General features: G+C 62.8%; 16 protein-coding genes. 12 read left to right on the forward strand and 4 right to left on the reverse strand.

Translation table 11 applies throughout. The features are described from left to right. Positions 1–141: 141 nt before the first annotated feature. Positions 142–1,164: a glycosyltransferase family 4 protein gene (locus ACSU1L_RS10195; RefSeq protein ID WP_439255691.1), complete on the forward strand. Its 1,023-nt coding sequence runs from the start codon at positions 142–144 to the stop codon at positions 1,162–1,164. Here ACSU1L_RS10195 and ACSU1L_RS10200 read toward each other — a convergent pair. Next, entirely contained in the window at positions 1,152–3,167 is a 2,016-nt protein-coding gene (locus ACSU1L_RS10200; RefSeq protein ID WP_439255692.1) for a glycosyltransferase, read from the reverse strand. The genes ACSU1L_RS10195 and ACSU1L_RS10200 overlap by 13 nt on opposite strands. Before the next feature lie 196 nt (positions 3,168–3,363). On the opposite strand from ACSU1L_RS10200, the gene ACSU1L_RS10205 reads away from it, so the two are divergent. The 9 genes from ACSU1L_RS10205 to ACSU1L_RS10245 all read left to right on the forward strand — a co-directional run bounded on the left by ACSU1L_RS10205 (position 3,364) and on the right by ACSU1L_RS10245 (position 18,072). Continuing rightward, positions 3,364–4,317 carry a glycosyltransferase family 2 protein gene (locus ACSU1L_RS10205; protein WP_439255693.1) on the forward strand — a complete coding sequence of 318 codons (954 nt, stop codon included), beginning with the start codon at positions 3,364–3,366 and terminating at the stop codon, positions 4,315–4,317. Then, positions 4,308–5,021: a CDP-alcohol phosphatidyltransferase family protein gene (locus tag ACSU1L_RS10210; protein ID WP_439255694.1), complete on the forward strand. Its 714-nt coding sequence runs from the start codon at positions 4,308–4,310 to the stop codon at positions 5,019–5,021. Before ACSU1L_RS10205 ends, ACSU1L_RS10210 begins: the two co-directional genes overlap by 10 nt. Then, positions 5,018–5,638, forward strand: a complete 621-nt coding sequence (locus tag ACSU1L_RS10215; protein WP_439255695.1) for a hypothetical protein — start codon at positions 5,018–5,020, stop codon at positions 5,636–5,638. Before ACSU1L_RS10210 ends, ACSU1L_RS10215 begins: the two co-directional genes overlap by 4 nt. A gap of 192 nt (positions 5,639–5,830) precedes the next feature. Continuing rightward, positions 5,831–6,400 (forward strand): hypothetical protein, encoded by a 570-nt coding sequence (locus tag ACSU1L_RS10220; RefSeq protein ID WP_439255696.1) that lies wholly within the window; start codon positions 5,831–5,833, stop codon positions 6,398–6,400. A gap of 49 nt (positions 6,401–6,449) precedes the next feature. Beyond that, positions 6,450–11,126: a PKD domain-containing protein gene (locus ACSU1L_RS10225; protein ID WP_439255697.1), complete on the forward strand. Its 4,677-nt coding sequence runs from the start codon at positions 6,450–6,452 to the stop codon at positions 11,124–11,126. A gap of 11 nt (positions 11,127–11,137) precedes the next feature. Continuing rightward, positions 11,138–12,454 carry a hypothetical protein gene (locus tag ACSU1L_RS10230; RefSeq protein WP_439255698.1) on the forward strand — a complete coding sequence of 439 codons (1,317 nt, stop codon included), beginning with the start codon at positions 11,138–11,140 and terminating at the stop codon, positions 12,452–12,454. 38 nt (positions 12,455–12,492) lie between these two features. Further along, positions 12,493–13,845: a polysaccharide biosynthesis tyrosine autokinase gene (locus ACSU1L_RS10235; RefSeq protein ID WP_439255699.1), complete on the forward strand. Its 1,353-nt coding sequence runs from the start codon at positions 12,493–12,495 to the stop codon at positions 13,843–13,845. Positions 13,846–14,186: 341 nt separating this feature from the next. After that, positions 14,187–16,739: a right-handed parallel beta-helix repeat-containing protein gene (locus ACSU1L_RS10240; RefSeq protein WP_439255700.1), complete on the forward strand. Its 2,553-nt coding sequence runs from the start codon at positions 14,187–14,189 to the stop codon at positions 16,737–16,739. A 10-nt stretch (positions 16,740–16,749) separates the two neighbouring features. Then, a complete protein-coding gene (locus tag ACSU1L_RS10245; protein ID WP_439255701.1) occupies positions 16,750–18,072 on the forward strand; it encodes a lipopolysaccharide biosynthesis protein in 1,323 nt (440 codons plus the stop codon). A gap of 8 nt (positions 18,073–18,080) precedes the next feature. Here the strand turns inward: ACSU1L_RS10245 and ACSU1L_RS10250 are convergent, their stop codons facing one another. Genes ACSU1L_RS10250 through ACSU1L_RS10260 form a run of 3 tightly spaced genes read right to left on the reverse strand, consistent with a single transcriptional unit; the run spans position 18,081 to position 21,944 of the window. After that, a complete protein-coding gene (locus ACSU1L_RS10250; RefSeq protein WP_439255702.1) occupies positions 18,081–19,163 on the reverse strand; it encodes a glycosyltransferase in 1,083 nt (360 codons plus the stop codon). Between the two features lie 44 nt (positions 19,164–19,207). After that, the gene (locus ACSU1L_RS10255) at positions 19,208–20,404 is read right to left on the reverse strand and encodes a DUF1972 domain-containing protein (RefSeq protein WP_439255703.1); all 1,197 of its coding nucleotides are present in this window, start codon (positions 20,402–20,404) and stop codon (positions 19,208–19,210) included. Positions 20,405–20,408: 4 nt separating this feature from the next. Next, positions 20,409–21,944, reverse strand: a complete 1,536-nt coding sequence (locus tag ACSU1L_RS10260) for a sugar transferase (RefSeq protein ID WP_439255704.1) — start codon at positions 21,942–21,944, stop codon at positions 20,409–20,411. Positions 21,945–22,421: 477 nt separating this feature from the next. Here ACSU1L_RS10260 and ACSU1L_RS10265 point away from each other — a divergent pair, with 477 nt between their 5' ends. Both ACSU1L_RS10265 and ACSU1L_RS10270 read left to right on the forward strand, forming a co-directional pair. Beyond that, positions 22,422–22,688 (forward strand): hypothetical protein, encoded by a 267-nt coding sequence (locus tag ACSU1L_RS10265; protein ID WP_439255705.1) that lies wholly within the window; start codon positions 22,422–22,424, stop codon positions 22,686–22,688. 117 nt (positions 22,689–22,805) lie between these two features. After that, positions 22,806–23,921: a fatty acid desaturase family protein gene (locus tag ACSU1L_RS10270; protein WP_438253066.1), complete on the forward strand. Its 1,116-nt coding sequence runs from the start codon at positions 22,806–22,808 to the stop codon at positions 23,919–23,921. Positions 23,922–23,929: the final 8 nt, after the last annotated feature.

The raw sequence follows: 23,929 nt of genomic DNA on the forward strand, positions 1-23,929 counted from the left end.
GTGGGGAGCTCATTCGCGACTGGAGATTGTCCCTCATTGTAGTGGGTACTCGCACGGCGTAGTGGGTGGTCTCCGGCGACGACTGTTGCGTGAATGGGAGATGGGCTTGCTTCCTGGGGTGTTGAAGATCATAGTGGCGTCGTGACCTCGGAAGAGAGCGGGCAGCGGGCGCTGACCTGGGTGCATCGAGCTGAGCAGTCGGTCGATGCCTGGGCGCGCGGTCATGCGCGCGGTGAGGTACCGAGCGAGTGGCCCTACGGGTTGGACGCGTTGAAGGCCTACGCGGATGTGCAGATTCTTCACGTTCCCGATCCGGGTAGAGGTTCTCGCGTTCGTGCCAGGCTAGGGCTCGGCCCCGGGCCTCGGGATGATTTCGCTCTGGCCTGGGACGAAAACACGGCATACCGGATGCAGATCGTGGATCCACATCGCCGCTTCTCGGCTGGCGTCATCTGGCTGACGGACATCGCTGCAAACGGGACGCCGCCGCGTCGACTCCTTGAGATGCTCCGCCACGCGGCGAGCGTGTGGGTGCTTAGCGAAGCACAGGTGGTTCCGCTGCGAGAGCTTCTGGCAGGGGCTCGCCCGCGTGTTCACGCCATTCCGTTTGGTATCGACAGCGAATTCTTTGCGCCGAGTCCGTACCCCGATGCTCCCAGGATTTTGAGCGTCGGAAACGATCGGGATCGGGACCCGGAGACGCTGTACGCGGCGTGCGAGAAAGTCATCGATGCGATTCCGACCGTGGAGATCATCGTGCAATCGCGATCCACGCTGACGCCCCCGAACGGTGTCCGTCTCATCCGGCAGATGTCGCACGTCGAGCTACGGGAACTTTATGCCTCCGCAAGTCTCGTAGCCATAGCGACGCGACCCAATTTGCATGGATCCGGGATGACCGTTGCGCTAGAGGCACTGTCGACAGGCAGGCCGGTTGTCTGCTCAGGCACACCGGGTATGAGACAGTATGTGCGCGAAGGGACCACCGGACATCTGGTTGCACCCGGTGACGTCGAGGCCTTCACCCACGCCATGCTCGGTCTGCTGCGTGAACCGCTTCGTGCGACGCAGATGGGCATCGCCGGTCGAGTCGAGGTGGAGCGTCGCTTCACGACCCAGACGATGGCTGCGAGTCTGTGGGCGGGGCCACTTCAGGCGGCGTGATCGGATCGCGGCCCAGAGCGCGGAGCGCGTTTCACCTCGATCGCAGCGCGAAAGGCAGCAGCATGGGCCGGGCCCGCATCCTCCCACTCCCGACGAGACAGGTCAGGGGAGCCGGACAGTGCGCGGGCGGAGCGCCACGCCTCGATGAGCACGTCGGCATCGAGGTTATCGTCGTCATACATCCGAACCCACTCGGTTCCGACTTCGCGGGCGAGCGCTTCGTTCGCTTCGTTCCTGGGAACCAGCACAGGTCGGCTCATCGACAGGGCTGCGAGCACGCTGCCTGAATTATGCATGAATCGATACGCGAGGACGATCAGCTCGGATGAAGTGGCGAGGTCCACCAGCTCCGCATCGCTGAGGAAGTCGAGGTGAAGGTCGACGCCCGGCAGCGCGGCGGTCCGAGTTTGGAGATCCTCCGCGAGATCGGTCGTTGAGGGGCGCCCCCCAACTCGAAGACTCAGATCCGGTTCAGCGTTCAAAGCAGCGGCGTAGGCATCGATGAATCCTTCGAGGCCCTTGTACCGGCGGATGCCGCCGAAGGAGCCCAGCTGCCCGTGAACCGGTTCAGCAGATGGATACCGTGCGTACCAGTCCCGATAATGGCCGTGCAGGATGAGGCTCCGTGGGGTATCTGCGGTCAACGTCGTCGTCTCGTTGATCACGATTCGGTAGTCGGTATGCCGGTCGATGAACGTCAGCAGCCACAGCCGAGGCGCGTTGTCATCCGGAAGTGCGATGTTGTGCACAGTCCGTACGACGGCGATGCGGCGGGACAACCGGTGTCGGAATACCAGCGCGGCGGTGAGAAGATACTTGCCACCCGACTTCCACCACGCGGAGCCATGCAGTTTTGCCTCTGGCCAGTGCCAGTGAAAGGCATCGTAACGGCCGCACAGAGCTGTTCGCCACGAGAAGCGAAGATGGGTCAGGCCTGCGGTGCTGCCGAGCGCCTCGTCGAGCATCTTGTTATACGGATTCGTCGTCGAGCGGGGAACTCCCAGCGATTGCATCACGCGGATCGGCTGCGTCTGTCCGTTCAAAGCGGCGTTGGCACGCGCTGTACGGCCATACTCCTCGTAATGGTGCCCAAGCGCTGCGGCGATCATGCCGCGACCACGGTTGACTAGTCGGATTCCGCGAGCGTCGTGCCTGAGGCTAGACACGATCCTGCCGAAAATATGGCGCAGCCCGCCGACAAGAACGCGGAGGACTCCGCCGAAGAGGACACGAACGCGCAGGGCGACGCGAGGAACACCGCGGCGGGCGAACTGCAACTTGATTCTGGTGTTCGCGTTCGCCGAGCTGAAGGCGCGCTGCTTCGCCCAGGAGCGGCTTAGCCGGGAGGTGACCACGAGATCTTCCGTCTCAGACTCGTTGCACCACACGATGCGTCCACCGAGCCGGGCCAGTTGCTGTGTAAAGAGGGTGTCTTCGCCACCGCCGAGTCCCATCGACGGATCGAATCGAAGGCCGAGCCTGCGGATCGAACGGAGATCGAGGAGGAGATTGCCGGCGGCGGCAGTGGTCAGCACGGTGCCGGTGAGTCGAGGCGGACGTCGGAAAGTTCCAGAGGCGAGGAGCCACGGATCGACATCGTCGTCGAACACCGAGATGACTCGTCCCATCACGGCATCCGCGTCGTACTCCTGCCATACGTCCACGAGGGCACGGAGCCAGCCTTCGCGCGGGATCTCGTCGTCATCGATGAAGGAGACGACGTCACGATCGGCACACTCGTCGAGGATGCGGTTTCTCGCCGCAACGATTCCAGGGGTCCCTTCGACCACATATCGCACAGGAAGGGCCGCGCCCGTGGCGACGTCGCGCGCGCTGCCTGACGGATCATTGTCGACGACCAGGATGTCTACGTCGAGCTCCGGGCATTCGGCGATGCGCTCTGGGAGTACATCCAAGAGCGCCTGCAGAAGCGTGGATCTTCGATAAGTCGGGATCCCGATCGTCAGTGCGATCGTGTGGGCCGATCCTGTTCCCCGTGTCATGCTCCCCATCCCCATGAAGTCTCCTGCATCATCACCGATGACGGCTCATCGTATCGTGGACCGCGCAGCCCGACATATGAGTGGTCTACTCGCGTATAGTCAGCCTCCTGGAGGAGTCGACGCCGGTCACGACTCTGGGGATATTGACCGGTTACGTATTGCCGATCCGCTGGGGTGGATCCGGAGGGAGGAACGCGTGCAACCTGCGCACCGACAACTCGCGCTGGTCGTGGTGAACTACGCCTCTGCGCATCTACTGGGACGCAATCTCGTCTCGGTCGAGGCCGAAGCACGTACGGTCTGCCCGGATGTCATCGTGATCGTCGTAGATAACTGGTCCGGGGACGCTCAACGTCGCGCCGTCAGGCAGGTCGCCTCCGCCCACGGGTGGATCCTCGTTGAATCGGAGACGAACACCGGTTTTGGGGGCGGGGTCAACATCGGTATGGCGCGCGCGATCACCGAAGGAGCCAGCGACGCGCTGGTCATCAACCCCGATGCTCGGATCGATGGTGAGTCGTTGACCCGGCTCGGCGCCGCAACGTCCGCAGCGCCGATGGCGCTCGTCGCACCCGTGATCGAGGACTCGGACGGGCGCACCTGGTTCGCCGGAATCGACCTTCTCCTCGAAGACGGCACGATGCGCGCGCGTCGCAAGAGACTGGCCGGTGACGAGGCGCCGTACGAGCCGTGGTTGAGCGGAGCCTGTCTCTGGATCACGCGCGAGGTCTGGGAGATCTCCGGCGGATTCGATAACGACTACTTCTTGTATTGGGAGGACGTCGACTTCTCGCGCCGAGTCGTCGCGGCTGGCGGGACGCTCGCGCTCGTCGAAGACGCCCGTGCTGTACACGACGAAGGCGGAACTCAGCGTGCGGAGACCGAGTCCTCACGAGCGAAGTCAGAGGGCTATTACTACTACAACATTCGCAATCGCATGCTCTTCGCGGTGCGGCATCTCGACGCCGCCGGCGTGCGACGTTGGCGACGAACAATCCCGCGAACGGCACGCGAGGTGATACTTCGAGGAGGTCGGCGACAGCTCCTGCAATCGCTGACGCCGATCCGCGCCTACGTGCGCGGAGTGCGGGATGCGCGGCGGATAGCGCAGCAGCATGGACGGGATCAGGGAGGTCGGAGATGGTCGTAGATGCCTATCGTCGTCTGGCGCGTGCGCAGAAGGGGCATGCGCGAGGGGCACCCGCGTACTCGGTGTACGTGAACCGCAGGCTGGGGCGCCTCCTCGCGGCGGTCGCCTTCAGAGCCGGGCTTTCTCCGAATCAGGCGTCTGTGATCAGCGCGGTTCACTCATTCGCGGCAGTGATTCTCATAGCGGTCGTTCCAATCACCGTTCCCATGGGAGTGTTGATCGCCGTTCTGCTCGTGCTCGGATACGCATGGGACTCGGCGGATGGGCAGGTGGCTCGTCTGCGTGGCGGGGGAACTCCCCAGGGTGAGTGGCTCGATCACTTCATCGACACGGTCAAAATCTGTACGCTTCACCTCGCCGTCCTGATCGGGCTCGCCCGCGTGCTTCCTGGGATGGCCTGGATGCTACTGATCCCGATCCTGTTCACCGTCGTCGCATCAACGACCTTTTCGGCGATGCTGCTCAACGATCTCCTCAAAGGGAAGCACTCGGTGGAGTCGACCCATGAGCGAGGCGGTGGAACGCTCTTGCGGTCGCTCGCGCTGCTACCCACCGATTTCGGCCTCGTGTGTCTCGTGTTCCTGCTTTGGGGCTGGACGACCGTGTTCCTGATTGGCTACGGATTGCTGTGTGCAGCGGCTGTCTTGTTCCTGGCGCTCGCCGCGGTGAAATGGTTCCGAGAGATGGGCAGGTTGAGTGAATGAACGACGAGAGCATCCTGGTGGTCTGCGCCGCCAACGTTTGCCGCTCATCGCTAGCGGAACTCCTGCTGAAACGCGGGCTGGACGATTCGATCAGGATCACAGTGAGCAGCGCCGGCATGCGCGCCAACGATGGAGACAGGATCTGCACGATGGTGGCAGAACTGCACAATGACGACGATGGATGGCGCGAGCAGGCAGGTGAACATCGCACGAGCATTGTCACTGCTGAATCGGTGGAGAACGCCGGGCTGGTGCTGGGCGCGTCGCGAGAAATCAGAGGCGACCTGGTGAGGCTGTCGCCAGTAGCCAGGGACAGGGCATTCACGATCAAGGAAGCCGCGTACTTGGGGCGAGGATTCATCGGACAGGGAGATGTTCGCGTCGTTGAGTACCTCGAGCATCTGGACCGGGCGCGCGCTCGCACGACTCCGCTCACCGCCGCGGGAAGCAACGCGAAGCGGCTGTCGCTGTTCTCCCGAACCCGACGGAACAGCGATCCTATGAGCATCGCCGATCGACATGGTGGGCGTGGACATCGTGAGACGCTCGCCGAGGTCGAGACTGCGATTGGTGCCATCGTCGCGCAACTGAACGGTGATCGTCGCCGCGTCCACTGAGTCGGTCGGCAGCAGATGCCTCTTGTGGCGCGGGTGAGAGCACATTATCATTAGCCGATGCCGCGTTAGCGCGGTTGGGGAAACGAGGTTTAGGGAACCTCGTTAATCAGGGGATTTTAGTTCTGGGGAGCTGCAGTGTTCAGCGAATCATCATGCCGTCTTGGGGACGGTCTAACTCGCACAGGGAAAGCGATGACAGTCGCCTGCTTGTTCGCTCTCGTCTTCGTCGTTGCCGGATGCACCGCTGATACGAGTTCGCCGTCGCCTGGGGACGATACTTCGGAGACGAGCGAAGAGATCGAGATCACGACAGAGTGGGAGCCACCGGCAGACCCCGAGGAGCAGGGCCCGACTGAGGCGCCTGTGCTCCCTGAGGAAGAAGCCGTGCTCGATGCCCCGATTGCGCTCTCCACGGAAATGGTTGTCGCGCTCGACGCGATCACTACGACGACGATCACGCCGGAGACACCAGGCGAGTTCGCCGGTACTGCTGTCGTCGTGACCGTCTCTCTCGACAACAGTTCTGACCGAGCGCAGAGTATCGACTCAGCGGTGATCAGCCTTGTCACTGACGACGGGCAGGTGGGAATCGGAACCACAGCGGGTCCAAATGAGCCCCTACAGGGCGAACTCGCGGCAGGGGAGACAGCGATTGGAACGTACGTCTTCATGCTCGATGATGCAATCGGGCGCTCAGTGAAGATCAGCGTGAACTACGCGGCTGGTGAACCGGTCGCGAACTTCACCGGACAGATCTCCTGACTTACACGGACATAAGCAATTGAACAATTCTGGCGACTGGGGAGTCACTATGGGGAACATAACAGCGCTGAAGCGAGTACGCGGCGCACTTGCGGTCATCGTTACTGCAGCATTGCTCGTGACTGGGATGACCACGATCGGCGCTCAAGCTGCATCAGCGGCGGTGCCAGCGACGATTCCGCCTGTGCTGCAGCGCGATGACAGCGTCGTCACATCAGACCCAATCCCGACTGTGCAGATCGACGATGGCTACGTCTGGGCGCAGGCGATGATTGGATCAACGGTCTACGCTGTCGGCAAGTTCGACAATGCCAGAGCGCCGCTGGCAGCGCCGGGGACGAGCCTGACGGCGCGCTCCAACGTGCTCGCATACGATATCAACTCCGGAAATCTCCTGCCGTTCGCACCGATTGTGAACGGAGTAGTGAAGGCCGTCGCGGCCTCTCCGGACGGAAGTCGAATTTACATCGGCGGATCGTTCAACTCCGTCAACGGTCAGGCACGCTGGAACTTCGCCGCATTGGATGCCGTTACCGGTCAACTCGTGTCAGGATTCTCGCCGTCGATCGGAGGCACCGGGGTCTATGCGCTCGCAGCATCCGGATCGAGTGTCTATCTCGGTGGCTTATTCACTCAGGCGAACGGAACCGCGCGAAAGAATCTCGCGGGATTCAACGCTGCAAGCGGCGCGCTCCTGAGCTGGGCTCCGCAGAGCGACCTGCAGGTGGATGCGATGGTCATGGACCCGGGCGGCGATGAAGTCATCGCGGCTGGACGTTTCTCCCAGGTGAATGGCAACACAGCGATGCGTGGTGCTGTTGCTCTCGACAAGTCCACCGGGGAGGTCGACACGGCATGGGCGCTTCCGCAGACGGTCAAGAACGGATCCAACAGCGGATCAAATTCCGGAAAGGCGGGCATCTTCGGTCTTGCCGCTGATGATTCCGCCGTATATGGCACGGGGTGGGTGTACGCGAGCGCCAGCGTCGGAAACCTCGAAGGCACATTCGCCGCTGAAGCCGGAACCGGTGAGGTGCGGTGGATCGCTGACTGTCTGGGAGATCACTACGGCGTGTACTCGACCGGAGAAGTTGTCTACACGACGAGCCATACGCACGCCTGCGGGACGATGGGCCTGCACTCCGAGCAGAACCCGCGGACGCACCGCTATTCCGAGGCATATACGGCGGATGCTCGAGGTTCTCTCGGAACTCAACCGGCCGCTGGCACCACCTATAAGAACTGGCAGGGGACGCCGGCCCCGTCCGCCTACAACTGGACGCCCGACTGGGCGGTCGGCGTTACCACCGGTATGGGTCAAGCTGGTCTGTCCATCACCGGCACCGGGAACATGATCTCGATCGGGGGTGAGTTCCGCTCCGTGAACAACGGTCGCTTCGAGGGAATCGTTCGCTTCTCGACGAATCCGCCGGGCGGCGCCAAAGACGGGCCCCGTCTGTCTGCCGCGAACTGGGTTCCGACTGCGCAGTCCTTTATTCCCGGTCGCGTGCGCATATCGATTGCCGCCAACTGGGATCGCGACGACCTGACGCTCACCTACGAGTTGCACCGCGCCGGAACTACTGCTGCCATTTCAACGCTGACGGCGGATGCCACGTGGTGGAATCGTCCGACGATCACTCTTGAGGACAAGGTTGCGCCTTCAGGGTCACAGCAGCAGTACACCGTCGTGGCCAAAGACAGTGACGGGAACACCGTCTCAAGTCGGAGCGTAGCCGCGACGGTCACTGCCGGAACAGCGTCCGCATACGTCGATGCGGTTACCGCTGACGGTCCTCAACTTTACTATCCACTGGGAACAGCCGCGCAGGACTGGGGCGGCGCGAACACTCCGGTGTTCGGCTCCGGTGTCACCGCGTCGACTTCGGACGTGGCCAACACCTCTACTGGGGCGTCGACGTTCACTGGAACGACTACCGGACGCGTTTCGACGACGACGAAAGCCGTGGTCTCTGACGCGTTCTCGACTGAGCTCTGGTTCAAGACGAACACGACGACGGGCGGAAAGCTCCTCGGCTACGGTTCGGCTGCTTCCGGTGATTCGACCAGCTACGACCGTCATATTTACATGCTGAATAACGGCCGCCTCGTATTCGGGACGTATAACGGAAGCACGCAGATCGCTCAGACCACAACGGCTTTCAACAACAACGCTTGGCACCATGCCGTGGCCACTCAGGGTAGTGACGGTATGAAGCTCTACGTCGACGGTCACCTCGTCGCCTCCAACGCCGCTGCCACTCAAGCTGAGGGGTACTTTGGGTACTGGCGAGTCGGCGGGGACAACCTCACAAACTGGCCGTCTGCACCCCGTTCGAAGTACTTCAAGGGTTCGATCGACGAGGTGGCGGTGTATCCGTACGCGTTGACCTCGGCTCAAGTGCAGACCCACTACGGGGTCGGTAAGGGATTCGAGGCGCCGACCGCGGCGTTCACCGCTTCGGTGACAGACCTCGAGGCTGCGTTCGACGCTAGTTCGTCGGCTGCCGCGGGCACAGCGACGATCTCCAGCTACTCCTGGGACTTCGGCGACGACTCATCGGCGGGCTCCGGCGTTATGGCCTCTCACGAGTATGACGGGACGGGCGTCTACACCGTCAAGCTGACGGTGACGGACAGCAACGGGCTCGCCGCGACGAGCGAGCAGACCGTGACGGTCCAAGCCGCGAACGTCGCCCCCACTGCGGACTTCGAGATTGTAGAGACGGGACTGTCGGTCTCTGTCGACGGGTCGGCTTCGAGTGACACGGACGGAAGCATCGCTTCGTATGGCTGGGACTGGGGCGACGGTACGTCTGGGACGGGACAGGTTGCGGACCATGTGTACGCCACGCCTGGCACACGGACAGTCACGCTGACAGTCACGGACGACCGCGGCGCGACGGCGACTGCTTCGCACGAAACAGTGACCACTCACGCGGACCCGGTGGCGCAGTTCACTTCGACGGCGTCAGGGCTGCAGATCGACGTCTCAGCTTCGACGTCGACGGCATCCGACGGTGCAACCCTTACCTATGCGTGGAACTGGGGTGACGGTGCACCAGCCGGATCGGGGGTGACAGCCGCTCATACCTATGCGGAGGCCGGCAGCTACGAGGTCACCCTGACGATCACGGACAGCTTGGGCGCGTCTGCGAGTGCGGCGCAGGGCGTCACTGTGCAGGCGCAGGTGTTCGCAGCGTCCGATTCCTTCGGCCGCGTTGTATCGAGCGGCTGGGGTGCAGCGGACAAAGGTGGCACGTGGACGCCGCTGAGCGGGTCCGCAGCCGTCGCATCGGTGGCCGACGGTGTCGGCAAGGTGGATCTCAGTCCTGGTGAGACGCGGGAGATGTTCCTGCAGGGAACCTCGCTTCTCGATACATCTGCGCGGATCACTTACACGCTGTCTGCCGGGCCATCGACTGGTGTTGCTTACGAGGGGCTGGGGGCGCGCCGTTCGGGTGCGGACGGCTACCGGGCACTCGCATGGCATCGCGCCGATGGAACAACGTGGCTCATCATCCACCGCAATGGCGCCGCCGTGGCGAGTGCGCCGCTCACCGGAGTCAGCTGGAGCGCGGGGAGCACATTCCACCTCGCGATGGAGACCACCGGCACGTCGCCGACGACTATCCGGGCGAAGCTCTGGGTAGACGGCGCGACTGAGCCCACTGCATGGCAGCTCGTCACGACCGATTCGACGCCAGCGATCCAAGTCGCCGGCGCACCGACCGTGTTCTCCTATCGCTCGGGAAGCGCCACCGGGACGAATGCGGCCAGCTTCGACGACTTTTCGGTCACTGATCTGTCGATCCCAGTTGTCGTCCCGGACCCGGAGAATGTCGCTCCGACGGCGGTATTCACGACGGAGGTCGCTGATCTGACGGTGAATGTGGATGCGTCGACGTCGACGGACTCTGACGGCACGATCGAGTCGTATGAGTGGTCGTTCGGAGATGATTCCACGGGCACTGGTGTGACCGGTTCTCATGTTTACGCGGCTGCGGGGACGTACACCGTGACACTTACGGTGACCGATGACGCAGGTGCGACGCATACGGCCGAAGTTGATGTGATGGTGACGGCAGAGCCCGTCGACCCCGAGCCCGCCGATACTGCCCTCGTGCAGGATGATTTCGATCGCACGTCGGGTCCAGGCTGGGGGAGTGCGAGCATCGGTGGCGCGTGGACGGTCACGGGCGGCTCGCAAGCTGCCGCGACCGTTGGTGACGGTCAGGGGAAGATGAACCTCATCGCCGGTGATACGCGCCACAACACGCTGAACCCCATTGCCACGACGGATGTGCTGTTGGCGACGACATTCAGTGTCGATCAGGGACCGGAGACCGGTGGCAGCTACATCGGCGTGATTGCGCGGGACTCGGCGGCAGGGCGCTACCTGGTCCGCGCGTGGTTGCGCCCCGATGGCACGGTATGGCTGGTTGCTCATCGAGGCGCCACCGTATTGCTCGCACAGCCGGTGTCGGGCGTCTCCTTCGCTGCCAACACGTCCTATACGTTGAAGGTCGCAGTGATCGGATCGACCATTACAGCGAAGATTTGGAACACCACAGCATCGGAGCCCGCGAACTGGCAACTCACGACCACGGATGCAACGCCCTTGCAAGGGGGCGGTGGTGTTGGCCTGAGCGGGAACCGTTCAGGTAGCTCGACGACGGCAAACGGTGTGTATTTCGATTCGTTCCGCGTCACTGCGGCCGGGTAAGATCACGACGCATGGCCACTGCTGTCCCACTCCTCCTGCTCGCAGCTGGAGCCCTCGCAGCCGCGGCCATCGGCCTCTTCGTGCTTCGGCAGATGCCGCGCGCCGGTTTCATCGTGTGGGCGGCAGTTCTCTTCTTCGTTCCCGTATGGGTGGGGCTGAACGCAGGGTTCTACTGGGCGGCGATCACTCTGCTGACAGTTGTGATGATCATCGTCAACTGGTCGGCGGTTCCTCTGAGAGCAGCGGATGCGTGGGTGACTGCGTTCGTAGTGGTCATCCTCGGGCTCTACGGGATCGGTTCGGTTGATCTCTCGTCGCTGGTCGCTGCGATTCTCGAGTGGGTCATTCCTTATATATGGGGACGGATCCTGCTGCGCCGCGTCCATGAGAAATGGGTGACCGCCACAATCGCGATCATGGCGGTGATCGCATCGGTGTTGGCGATCATCGAGTTTTTCACGGCATTCAACCCGTTCGTACTTATTCCTGGGTCGGGCGTTGTTTACGAAACGTGGAGTCCGCTCCAGGAGCGCGGCGGTCTGCTCCGCGTGGAAGGGGCATTCGGGCATTCGATCGCATTGGGTGCTGCGTTGGCGATGTCCACTGCCTTTATTGTCGCGACAAGCTGGTGGTTGCTCCCCAAGATCGCCGCGGTGCTCATCGTCGCAACGGCCACTGTGCTGACTTTTAGCCGCGCAGGACTAATCACACTGGCGTTGACGCTTGTGCTGTCCACATTCTTCCTCACCGGAGTATCCGGCCGATTCCGAACTGCCGTCGGCATCAGCGGCATCATCGGCGCGGCCATCGTCATACCGATCATCGACACCGTGTTCGGTGCAGCAGGAGACGAGGCAGGAGGGAGCGCGGACTACCGCACGGACCTGCTCGTGCTGCTGGAGCAGGTGCAGCTCTTCGGGAACCCCGGAGATTGGCACACGCTCGTGTCGGGCGACTATTATCTAGGCTATTTCGCGCGATCGGTTGACAATGCGCTCGTACTCACGCTGTTGCGTTACGGGTACGTGCCGACGTTCCTCATTATGGCCGCCCTCATTTGCGCTGCAGTGATGGCACTGCGACGCAGTTCGCGCACGCCCGCCTCGATCGCGGTCATCGGTCAGCTGCCCAGCCTCGTCGTGGTGGCACTGATCACGCAGTACAGCATGTTCCTCTGGTTCTGCGTCGGGCTGGCCATCACATGGGCTCATGATCGTAACTCGATGGGTGCCTCAACCGAGCGGTATCTTGCGCCGCGCGCGGCTGTCCGGCTTGTCGATGCGCCAATTATTTCTACGGTCGACAGAACAGAGGTCCCGCGGTCGTGACTCATCTAGGATTGGTGGCTCAGGGGGAACGGGGAATCATGGCCGAAAGCGGTATCAATCTGCGTCTGATCGGCAGCTCCGTGCGAAAGTTCTGGTGGGTGATTGTTGCACTCGTGCTGATCGGCGCTGGTGGTTCCTACGCGTACGCCTCGCTTCAGACACCACTGTTTCAGTCGACTTCCTCGCTGTATTTCGCGCTCAACCAGGGGACGAGCGCATCTGATCTGAATCAGGGATCTGCCTATACCCAGAGCCAGATGCTGTCGTTCGCTCAGCTTGCGACGAGCTCCCGTGTGCTTGAACCGGTCATCGACACGCTGGATCTTGAGACCACTCCGCGTGCACTTGCGCGATCGGTCGAGGTTTCGATTCCGCAGAGCACGGTCATGCTGCGAGTGACTGGAATCGCTGAGGACGGCGAGGCTGCAGCTGAGCTCGCCAATGCAGTCGCCGGACAGCTGATCCTCGTGGTGAAAGACGTCGCTCCCAAAGACCCTCAAGGCGAAGCGAGCATTACGGCAGAGATCATCGACGATGCGGTTCCTGCGCCCTTTCAGTTCACACCGAACAAACCGCGCGAAGCTCTGCTCGGCGGATTCCTCGGGGGTGTGCTCGGACTGGCGGCTGCGTTGCTGATTGGTGTTCTCGATACTCGCGTTCGCAACGAGGAAACTCTCGGGCAGTCGGGCGGAGATCCCGTGCTTGGAGTGATCTCCAAGGCTCCGATCTTGGCGAGGCGCGGCATCGCCGTCGTGCAGGAGCCACTCGGCCACACATCGGAGGAATTCCGTCGGATTCGATCAGCCCTCGCCTACGCCAATGTCAGCTCGAAGGTGAAAGTGCTGCTCGTCACATCTGGCATGCCCGCCGAAGGAAAATCGACGGTCGCGGCCAACCTGGCGATGACGCTCGCCGGTCCCCGTAGCTCCGTGCTTTTGATCGACGCGGACATGCGTCGTCCCCGAGCGCACGAACACGCCGGGATCGACGGATCGATCGGACTCACGAGCGTTCTTCTCGACGAGGTCGAATTCGACGTGGCCAAGCACACCGTCGCCGACACCACGCTCGACATCCTGCCTGCCGGAACCGTCCCGCCGAATCCCGCAGAGCTTCTGTCATCGGCCAAAATGGCGCAATTGCTCGAGTTTGCTGCTGCGGAGTACGATTTCGTCGTCATCGACTCGCCGCCCACCCTCAGCGTCGCGGACGCCAACTTGTTCGCGACGCAGACAGACGGAGTCATTCTGGTCGTAGACGCGACCAAGACACGGCGTGCAGCCCTCGCAAAGAGCATCAAATCCCTCGAGTCTGGTGGTGCACGGATCCTCGGCACCGTGCTCAACCGAGCGAAGCTAGACCGGCACCGCAGTGAGTATTACAGTGACTGAGGTCGCTGGCTCGCATCTCGAGCGATACCTGTGAAGGTGCCTGGGAAGTTGTCGTTCCCTGGAAGAGCCGGTTATTCTTCAGGAGTTGCGAGGGGGACTCGCTCCCTGCTGCCGGGGTTGAAACTGCGGCAGGTGGCTGGTTAATCGCTAACTTCACCCCAGAAGGCCGCCACATCGTGTCCTTTCTCTCTCGACCATCTCCCAACCAGAAGGCGCCAGAACACTCTGTTCATCGCACTTCCTTACAAAAATTCCTCGCTGGAGGCCTGGGCGCAATCCTGGCGATTTCGGCTTTCATCCTGACCGCACCCGTGTCTGCGACGGCAGACGGGCAGCCTCGCTTGCAACCTTCATCTGCTGCGACGGACGGGGTGATCCTTGAGGATGCGATGGAACGCACCGTCGACTCCGGATGGGGAGCATCCGCCGCTGGAGCGTGGCAGGCCATCGAAGGCTCGGCCAGCGTCTCCGCTGGCCAGGCGATGCTGGCCAGCCGTCGTCCTGGGATCACCGCTCGGGTGACTGCTGAAGGCGTCACAGCCAGTGACTTGACCAGCACGTTCGACGTCAGCACCCCCGAACTGCCTACCGGTGGACCGTTGTATCTCTCGCAGGCCGTCCGCATCGTAGACAAGGACGCCTACGGAGTGCGCGTCAGGGTGCATCCGGATGGGGCGACCTACATCTCGCTTGTCCGCCTCACGGATCTCATGACTGTCTCGAGCATCAGCGAGCAGCGTCTGCCTGTGACCATGCAGGATGGTAGTGCGCTGCGTGTCGCGTTCACCGTCACCGGGCAGGACCCGGTGAACCTGACGGCGAAGGCATGGCTGGTCGGGGAGGCGGAGCAGGCGAGCCCGGAACTCTCGTACAGCGACAGCTCCGCCCAGAGGATCGATAGTGAAGGTGGGATCGCGTTCGCGCTTTACACGTCGAGTGGGGCGAAGTCGACGGTACCTGTCGGCATCGACAACGTTCTGGTGGCGACGCCTGGGACGACGCCCGCACCGGAACCGGTGAAGCCGGTTGATCCTGATCCGGTGACGCCGACGGAACCGGTGACGCCGGTTGATCCTGATCCGGTGACGCCGACGGAACCGGTGACGCCGACGGAACCGGTGACGCCGACGGAACCGGTGACGCCGACGGAACCGGTGACGCCGACGGAACCGGTGACCCCGACTGGCCCCGACCCGGTTGCGGCTGTGGGCGGTGTGCGGGGCGATCCGGGTGCGCGCGCGCCCGGTTCTATCTCCTACGACGCGCCGGCTTCGGCCATCTACGTGTCTCCCAGCGGTTCCGACTCCGCCAGCGGAGCCAAGGGCTCGCCGGTCAAGTCCATCACTGCGGCCGTTCGCCTCGTGTCCAGCGGCGGCACGATCGTGCTGCGCGGTGGCACCTATCACGAAGAAGTCGTCATCCCCGGTCAGAAGCGGGTGACGATCCAGCCGGCCGCGAACGAGGCCGTCTGGCTCGATGGAACCAGGACCGTGACCGGCTGGCGTGCATCCGGGAACACCTGGATCGTCGACGGCTGGACGACGTCGTTGGATTCGAGTCCAACGTACACGAAGGGGGCTCCCGACAACACGCAGGCTGACTGGCGCTTCGTTGACCCTGAGTACCCGATGGCTGCTCATCCTGACCAGGTCTGGCTGGGGGGAACCCAGCTGCGGGAAGTCTCATCTGTTGGTCTGGTCGTCGAAGGAACCTTCTTCGTCGACGATGCCGCCAAGCGGCTGATCATCGGTTCCAACCCCCAAGGGAAAACCGTCGAGGCCAGCGTGCTCACTCAGGCACTGTCGATTCAATCCGCGGGCAGCGTGGTGCAGGGCATCGGCATCCGGCGATACGCGACGAGTGTGCCGCAGATGGGCACGGTCATCGCCGCGGCCAAGGATATCTCGCTTTCCGACGTCACCATCCGTGACAACTCCACGACGGGCCTGTACTCCTGGGCCCCGGGAACGACGCTGACTCGGGTATCGTTGATCGACAACGGGATGCTGGGCGGGGGAGCATCTCAGGCTGACGGGCTGAAGGTGGATCGTCTGCTCTCTGTCGGGAACAATGTTGAGCGCTTCAACCACTCGCCGGTTTCCGGGGCGTTCAAAGTCACACGAACGCAAGGGGTGACGGTGACTGATAGTGCATTCATCGGCAACCACGGGCGTGGCCCCTGGTTCGATGAGTCGACTGTCGGCATTGCGTTCACTGGCAATGACGTCATCGCAAACGAAGGACATGGTGTCTTCGTCGAACTTTCTGAGCGCGCCGTCATCGCAGACAACATAGTCGCGGACAACGGAGAGTTCGGACTATTCGTCCTCAGTTCGGGGAATGTGAAGATCTGGAACAACACGTTCGTCGGCAACGCGGAGCGCAACGTCAGCATCGCGCAGGACGATCGTCGGGCATCTGACCCGAATGCAGCCGGTCACGACCCGCGCACGCGCTACGCGCCGCTCGCGTCGTGGATCGTCCGCAACATCGTGATGTCCAACAACGTTCTCGCAGAACCCGCGGGCAATTGTTTCGTATGCGTGCAGGACTTCTCGCTCACTTACACCGGGTCTCAGATGGTCTCGTCGATCAACGGGAACCTCTATCACCAGTCGGTGAAGGGTACGCCTCGCTGGTTCGGTGCATGGTCGCGAGGCCCTGTGTCGCGGGACCCCGCCGTGACAGACACACTTGCGCAGTTCGCCGCTGCCACCGGACACGACGCCCGTTCGCGGTTCATCGAGGGCGCATCTGTCGTCACGGCGGGCTATACGCTGCAGCCGGCTTATGCCGTGTCGCAGTCGCAGACGGCTGTGCCGGTACCGGCCGACATCGCTGCGGTTTCGCACCTCGCAACGAACAGCACGACGTTGGGAGTTCAGGGGCGCTGATGATCACCACATGAGTTCGCTTCTCGCGGTCGGCGCGCGTGCGCTGACGATGGTCATCGCGCTGATCTGCGGCATCCTCACCACGAGGATGATCATTGCGGACGCCGGTGTGGACAGCTTCGCGCTGTACACGTTGCTCACCACGATCCCCTCGCTGCTGACATTCACTGATCTCGGCAGCGGGGCGGTCTTGGTGAACGCCGTCGCGATCAGTGACAATGTGCGTTCTGACGAAAAGCTCAGGTACCAGCTCACTTCTGTGGGTCGTGTGCTGCTGGCCTTTGCTGCATCGGCGATGGCTATCAACACCGTGCTCGTGGCGACTGGCACCTGGGAACTTATCCTCGGCGACGTTGGGGAGCGGCCGGGTGCATCGCTGGCCGCCTTCTACTGCGTGACGATCTTCTGTCTGAGCATTCCGATGGGTGTCTGGGTCAGGATCATGTTGGGGCAGCGTCGCAATCACGTGGTGATCCTGTTGCAAGGGCTGATCTCTCCGCTGACGCTGCTGGGCGTCTGGTCGATGCTGAACCTGGGAGCGGAACGTCTGCATGTCTACCTCGGGATCGCGTCGTTTGCCGCGTCGCTCGTCGTCTCTGCGCTCGGGGTCCTGATCACGGCGCGGTCGACATCCCCGTTGATCCCGGCGGCGGCCCGAATGGTGCTTCGCCCGCGCCGTTTTCCGGGGGTCACAGTGATGGACGTCGGATGGCCGATGCTGGCGCAGATGGTCACCTATCCGATTGCCGTGGGGTCGCAGCGGTATATCATCGCGCAGCTTGGGGGGCCGAGTGATGTGGCGGAGTACGGTGTGGCCGGGCAGGTCTTCTTCGCGCTCAACGGGCTGGTGATGGCCGGTGGGCTCGCCCTCTGGCCGCACTTCGCGCGCCGACGCCACGAGGGCGCCCTCAACCGTGGCCCGTTTCTCCTCAGCGCATTGTTCGCCGTTGCCATCGCGGTGGCCACGGTCATGGTGTGGTTGGTAGGGCCGTGGCTCTTCGACTTCATTACACAGGGTGCGCTCGTAGTGGAACCAGCCACAATCTTCGCTTTCGGGCTCATGATCATGATGACCGCGGCTGTGTACCCTCTGGGGATGTTCATCATGGATAAGCCGGGCATCCGCTTCCAGGTGATCCCAACTCTGAGCATGGCCGTGATCGGGGTCGGGCTGGCGCTCGTATTGACGCCTGTGCTCGGAATCGTCGGCCCGCTGCTGGGCGTCTCTTTTGCACTGGTCGTTTGCCAGCTGATCCCGTTCTCGATTTACATCGTGAAGCACAGGAGCAGGCTCACGTCGGGAGCTCAGACCGCCGTCGGCTCTGCGGAGTAACCCGCGGGTCAGCCCAGCACTGCCTGCGCGATCTGCTCGCGATACATCCCCGGCGAATGCCGCCGAAGCGCCTCGGCGCGGTTCTTGGAGGCGTCAGCGACGACGAGATTCCAGCCATCAGCCAGCGAGGTCAGCGCCTCGGCGATCGCACCCGCGTCATCCGCCGGCACGAGCTTTGAGGTGCTGTATCCACTGGCCGCCTCGCGCAGACCGCTGCTGTCGCTGGCGATCACCGGTCGAAGTGCGAGGACACCCTCGACCGCGGTATTGCCGAACGGCTCGTCGACGCGCGAGGGTACAACGAGGACATCCGCCTCGGCGAGGAACGGCCAGACGTCGCTGTGGAATCCCGCGAAGTTAACTGGGACACCGTTGACCACCGCCTGCTGACGTAGCTGCTCCTCGAACCATTCGTAACCCTCGAAGGCAGCGCCCAGCAGCGTGACCTCTACCGACCGGCCGGCATCGTGCAGCAGAGACGCCGCATCGATCACCAGGTCGGGCCCTTTGCGCGGCGAGAGACGTCCCACGTAGAGAACCCGCAGCGGACCATCAAGCTGAGCGCGCGGTGGAATCGGGCTATCCGGTGAGGCGACTCCGTTGTAGACGACGTGAGCGCGATCCGCGAGACGTGGCAGAGCGGTGTGGATCGTCTCGAGAGCGAACCGGCTGTTCACCAACGTACGGTGCGACGCGAGGTGCGGTGAATAGAGGATGCGGTTGACGAATTTGCGTCCGGACGCCTCGGCTTCGTGCACATGGCTCACGGTGCGCACACCACGCAACCTCGAGACTAAGGGCCATTGCGGAAGGATGATCGTCGATACGTAGACGGCATCCGGGCGCAGCCTACTGATGAGGCGCCACGCGGCGCCGAGACCTCGGAACATGTCGCGGAACAGCGTCGAAAGGCCACGAGGTTTAAGTAGCGCCTTGCGCAGCACGAGCATAGGGATGACGACGACTTCGGCGCCCACGGCGCGCAGCTCGCGATCGAGCAGACCACGGCTAGGCAATGCGACCACAACACGAGCGCCTGTTCCGAGGAGACCGATCGCGCTTTCGAGGAGCATGCGATCCGAGCCGAACATCTCGGCTCCAGGATGGACGAGAAGCAGAGGTTTGCGGTTGGCAGTCACTTGGCAGCCGTTCTGCCGGGATCGAAGTCCCAATCTTCCGATCGTCGCTGCCCGCGACGGGCAGAGGAATGGACGCTCGAACCTGATGTCAGTCGGCGAGCCAAGCTTTCATACGCGTCAGCGACATCGTCCCAACGGAAGCCTTCTTTGACTCGCTCTCGCAGTCGCGCTCCGAGCGCGATCATGCCTGCAACATCGGCTTCTGCATCCATCACTCGGGAGGATACGTCGGCGGCATCGGCGAAGAAGTAACCCAGGTCGTCGAGCACCTCGCGGTTAAACGGGACGTCGTAACCGATCACCGCTGTGCCGGCGCCCATCGCCCTCAGAAGAGAGGGGTTGGTGCCACCCACCGAGTGACCATGAAGGTAGGTAAGTGCGTTTGCATACAGCGAGTCCAGCAGCTCCTGGTCGTACACGCCGCCGACGAGTCGGATGCGGTCATCACCGTCGGCCGCAGCCTCGATCGCCTCCGTGTACTCGGCAGCGTACGGTGCGGAGCCCACGACGACCAGCGGCAGCTTCGCCGCGCTGCGCCGGTAACCCTCGACGATCTCAAGCACATGGTTCTCAGGCTCGAAACGAGCCACCACGAGGTGATATCCGTTCGGCGTCAGATCCATCTCGGCCACGCCCCGCGCGGGCAGGTCATCGAGGATTGGCGCACCGTACCGGATCAGCTCGGTATCAACGTCGAATTGGTGTCGGTAGTAATCGGCAATGCCAGGGGCATCAGCGATGAGGGCATCTGCGTTCCTCACGCCGAATTGTTCGGCCCACCGGTAGTACGCCTTACCCCTGGACCCCCACTTGGACCGACGCCACTCCAGGCCGTCCATGTGCAGCGCCACCGGCGCGCGACGCAGGCGCAGCAACGGCAGGAAGGGGGAGTTTGCCGCGTTGAACACGAATGTGGCATCTGGCCGTCGACGGAACATCAGGTGCCACACCGAAAGTCCGGTGTGGCTGAGCGTCTCGACCTGCTTCACGGGGACTGCGGGCAAATGCACGATCTGCATGCCAAGATACGACTTTGCTCGGCTATCGGACCCGCGGGTATACACGACAACCCGGTGTCCGCGCTCTACCAGCCGCTTGCCGACCTCTTCTACTGCGGTCTCAAAGCCGCCGTACGCCGCAGGCACTCCACGTGTCCCCACCATCGCGATGGTGAGAGCATCCCCTCTGCTCATGTGATCAGTATGCCCCGCTTGGCCGCACCATGGCCTGCGCAGTCCGGAACATGATCTGCAGATCGTTCATCACAGACCAGTTCTCGACGTACTGCAGATCCAGCCGCACGCTTTCGTCCCAGGAGAGATCGCTGCGGCCAGAGACCTGCCAGAGGCCGGTGATTCCCGGCTTGATGTAGAGGCGGCGGAAGACCGTCCCATCGTACGCGGTGACCTCGCTCGGCAGCGGAGGCCGCGGACCGACGACGCTCATGTCGCCGGTCAGCACGTTCCAGAACTGCGGCAGCTCGTCCAAGGACAGCTTTCGCAGCACCTTTCCGACCCGTGTGACGCGCGGGTCGTTCTTCATCTTGAACAGCAGCCCTGCGCCCTGGTTCTGTTCTTTGAGCGACGCGAGCTGCTGCTCGGCATCCGTCTTCATCGAGCGGAACTTCACCATTCGGAAAGTGCGACCGTCGCGGCCGACGCGCTCCTGACGAAAGAAGACCGGCCCTGGCGCGTCCAACTTGATCAGCAGCGCGATCACAGGCGTAACCGTGCCGATCGCGATCAACGCCAGCGCTGAGACAGCGATATCCAGCGCCCGCTTGAGCAGGTGCACCCCACCTTCGTAAGTGGGGATGCGCACCTGGAGCAGCGGCAGCCCGTCGACCTGACGAAGCGAGATGCGCGGTCCTGCCACATCCGTCAGACGACTCGAGAGCACGAGCTCGGCGGCAGTTCCTTCCAACTGCCAGCTCAGGTGCTTGACGAAGTCGGCGTCACCATCGGGCCGGCTGGCCACGATGATGGTGTCTGCGCCGAGCTGAGCTGCCGCAGCCGCAACGGTAGTGACGTTTCCAACCACCGTGTACTGCGTTTCGCCAACCACGATGTGGTTGGCATTGCGATCCAGCAACGTCGTCCCCACGACGAAGTAGCCGTTCTCGCCGCTGGTGCGCAGCGAGTTGATCACATACTCGACGTCCTCGGTGGCGCCGACGACGAGAGTGCGCGAGACATACGCGCCGCCCAGTCGTTGACGCTGCAGCCACCGCCGCCAGCTCCACCGTGCGACCAGGAGCCCCAGCATCCCGGTCGGCAGAGCGATGACGAGCAGAGGCCGCAGGCCTTCCCACTCCATGAGGATGCCGACAATCGCCACGACCCCGAACGCGAGCCCGCCGGCGTGCGCGACACGACGGTACTCGGTGGCGCCCGAGCCGATGATCGCAGCTGACCGCGTGTTCAGCGCGGCCAACATCACATACAGGGTCGCGACCAGAAGGATCGCACCGCGGAGGATGACATCGGTCGCTGTCCCGATCAGGGACAGCTGAATCAGCGCCGTCAGCGCAGCGACGGCCGCAATCACCGCGGAGTCCGTCAGATTCAACCGCAAGCGGTAGCGACGCTCCCACTGCTGCCGTCTCTCCAACGTCGCCGACACTCGTGGTGCGGCAGCGTCATGCGGTGTAACTCTGGTCGCGCGCGGCGCGACCAATGGCGCGAACTTAGACCCGCTGCGCGTGAGCTGCAGCGCATCCTCGACGGACGTCACGCTGCTCTCCGAGCCGTGAATGTACGCAGAAATCCCCAGTGCGACATGTGTTCCCCAGTGTTCCCCAGACCGCGAGCAAACGCTCTCGGTACATGTCTGCATTCCCGACCCCTCGGGTCCTGCTCCTTCTCTGTGATCCCACATCACAGAGGATGAACACCATTCCCACACAGTGTTCGTTCGCAGCAGGTACTGCAGACGATGGTCACTCTAGCGGATCTCGGGCGTGAGGGGAAGATAATTCACGCGAATGGAGGAAACAATCCGATCGGTCGATTCGTCCGAGAAACGCCGGCTCAGGCGTTTTCGGGTAGACTGGTGGAGCAATGTGAAAGATTCGCCGCAATTCCGGTGCGTCATGTTGCCACTGATCAGGGCCGTAAAGGACCGCTCGCACCGACGCGCGCGGCATCCGCTCTTGGTCTCAAGAACATGAGGTGCGCTTGCGCGCGCCCACCCAAAGCAATGAGCAACACAATGAGCAGTACCACCACCTATTCACCTATGCCCCTGAGCTGGAAGCAGGCAGACGACAACGTCTTTGTCGCAACCCGCGGGGGAGAGTACGCCGGATTCGTCGAATCCGACAGCACCGCACACGTCGCCTACGACAACCACGGCGTCAACCTCGGTTCCTTCACGAGCCTCGTCGACGCGCGCCAGGCGCTCGAAGGCACGCCTCGTCGCAGTATGCGCTCCATTCGACAGACCCTGCGCCGCCACCTCTCACGCGTCCGCGCTTAACGAACACTTCTGCGACGTATACGCGTTGGCGTATACGGCCGGGCGTAGCCTGAAGAAAGCACGGGGCATCCGCCTTTGCTACCCCAGCTCACGGGCTCCGATCGGCAGGAGAGCAGTATCGCCACCTCAACGGTCGCGGAAGCGACCAGCAACACTCTCGGACCAGTACGCCAGACATACGCTGGCAACGCCGACTTCCCCCCGATGGCGAAGGCGTATAAGAGCGTGTTGCAGGTGGTTAAAGAAACTGGCCTGCTGCGGCGAGCGGTCTGGTTCTATGCTGTTGTCGCCGCTGGCATCGTTGTAGCTCTCGGCGGGGCGATCACCGGGTTCATCCTGCTCGGCGACAGCTGGTTCCAGCTACTCATCGCGGCAGCTCTCGGCATCATCTTCACCCAGATCGGATTTCTCGGCCACGAGGCCGCGCACCGTCAGATCCTGACGTCGGGCCCGGCGAACTTCCGTCTCGCCCGCATTCTCATCGGGCTCGTCGGCATGAGCTACTCCTGGTGGGACAACAAGCACACCAAGCACCACGGCAACCCGAACCAGGTCGGCAAGGACCCGGACATCGCCGTCGATACCATCTCGTTCCTTGAGGAGGATGCCGCCAAGTCGCGCGGCTTCATCCGTCTGATCACCCGCAAACAGGGGTGGCTGTTCTTCCCGCTGCTCACACTGTTGGGCCTCAACCTGCACTTGCAGGGGCTTAAATACCTCTTCACGAAGAAGGACGTCAAGGGTCGGTGGCTTGAGATCGGCCTCATCGTGGGACGTCTTGCAGCCGTGCTGGTGCCCGTGTTCATCATGCTCCCGCTGGGGATGGCATTCGCCTTCGCAGGTGTGCAGTTTGCCGTCTTCGGTGTCTACATGGGCATTGCGTTCGCTCCTAACCACAAGGGCATGCCGATCATCGAGCCGGGCGCCCGACTGGACTTCTTCACGAAGCAGGTGCGCACCTCGCGCAACATCTCCGGCGGCTGGTGGGTGACCACCTTCCTCGGTGGCCTCAACTACCAGGTCGAGCACCACCTGTTCCCGAGCATGCCTCGCCCATATCTGGCTCAGGCGCGCGAGATCGTTCGTGACTACTGCCTCGCCAACGACGTGCCGTACACCGAGACCACGATCCTCCGCTCGTATGCGATCGTCATCGAGTACTTGAACCGGGTGGGACTCGCCGCAAGCGACCCGTTCGACTGCCCCGCGGTGGCACAGTTCCAGAAGGCGTAGCCTTCCGA

The sequence above is a fragment of the Microbacterium sp. A94 genome (assembly GCF_051842855.1).
In the GTDB taxonomy this organism is placed as follows: Bacteria; Actinomycetota; Actinomycetes; order Actinomycetales; family Microbacteriaceae; genus Microbacterium.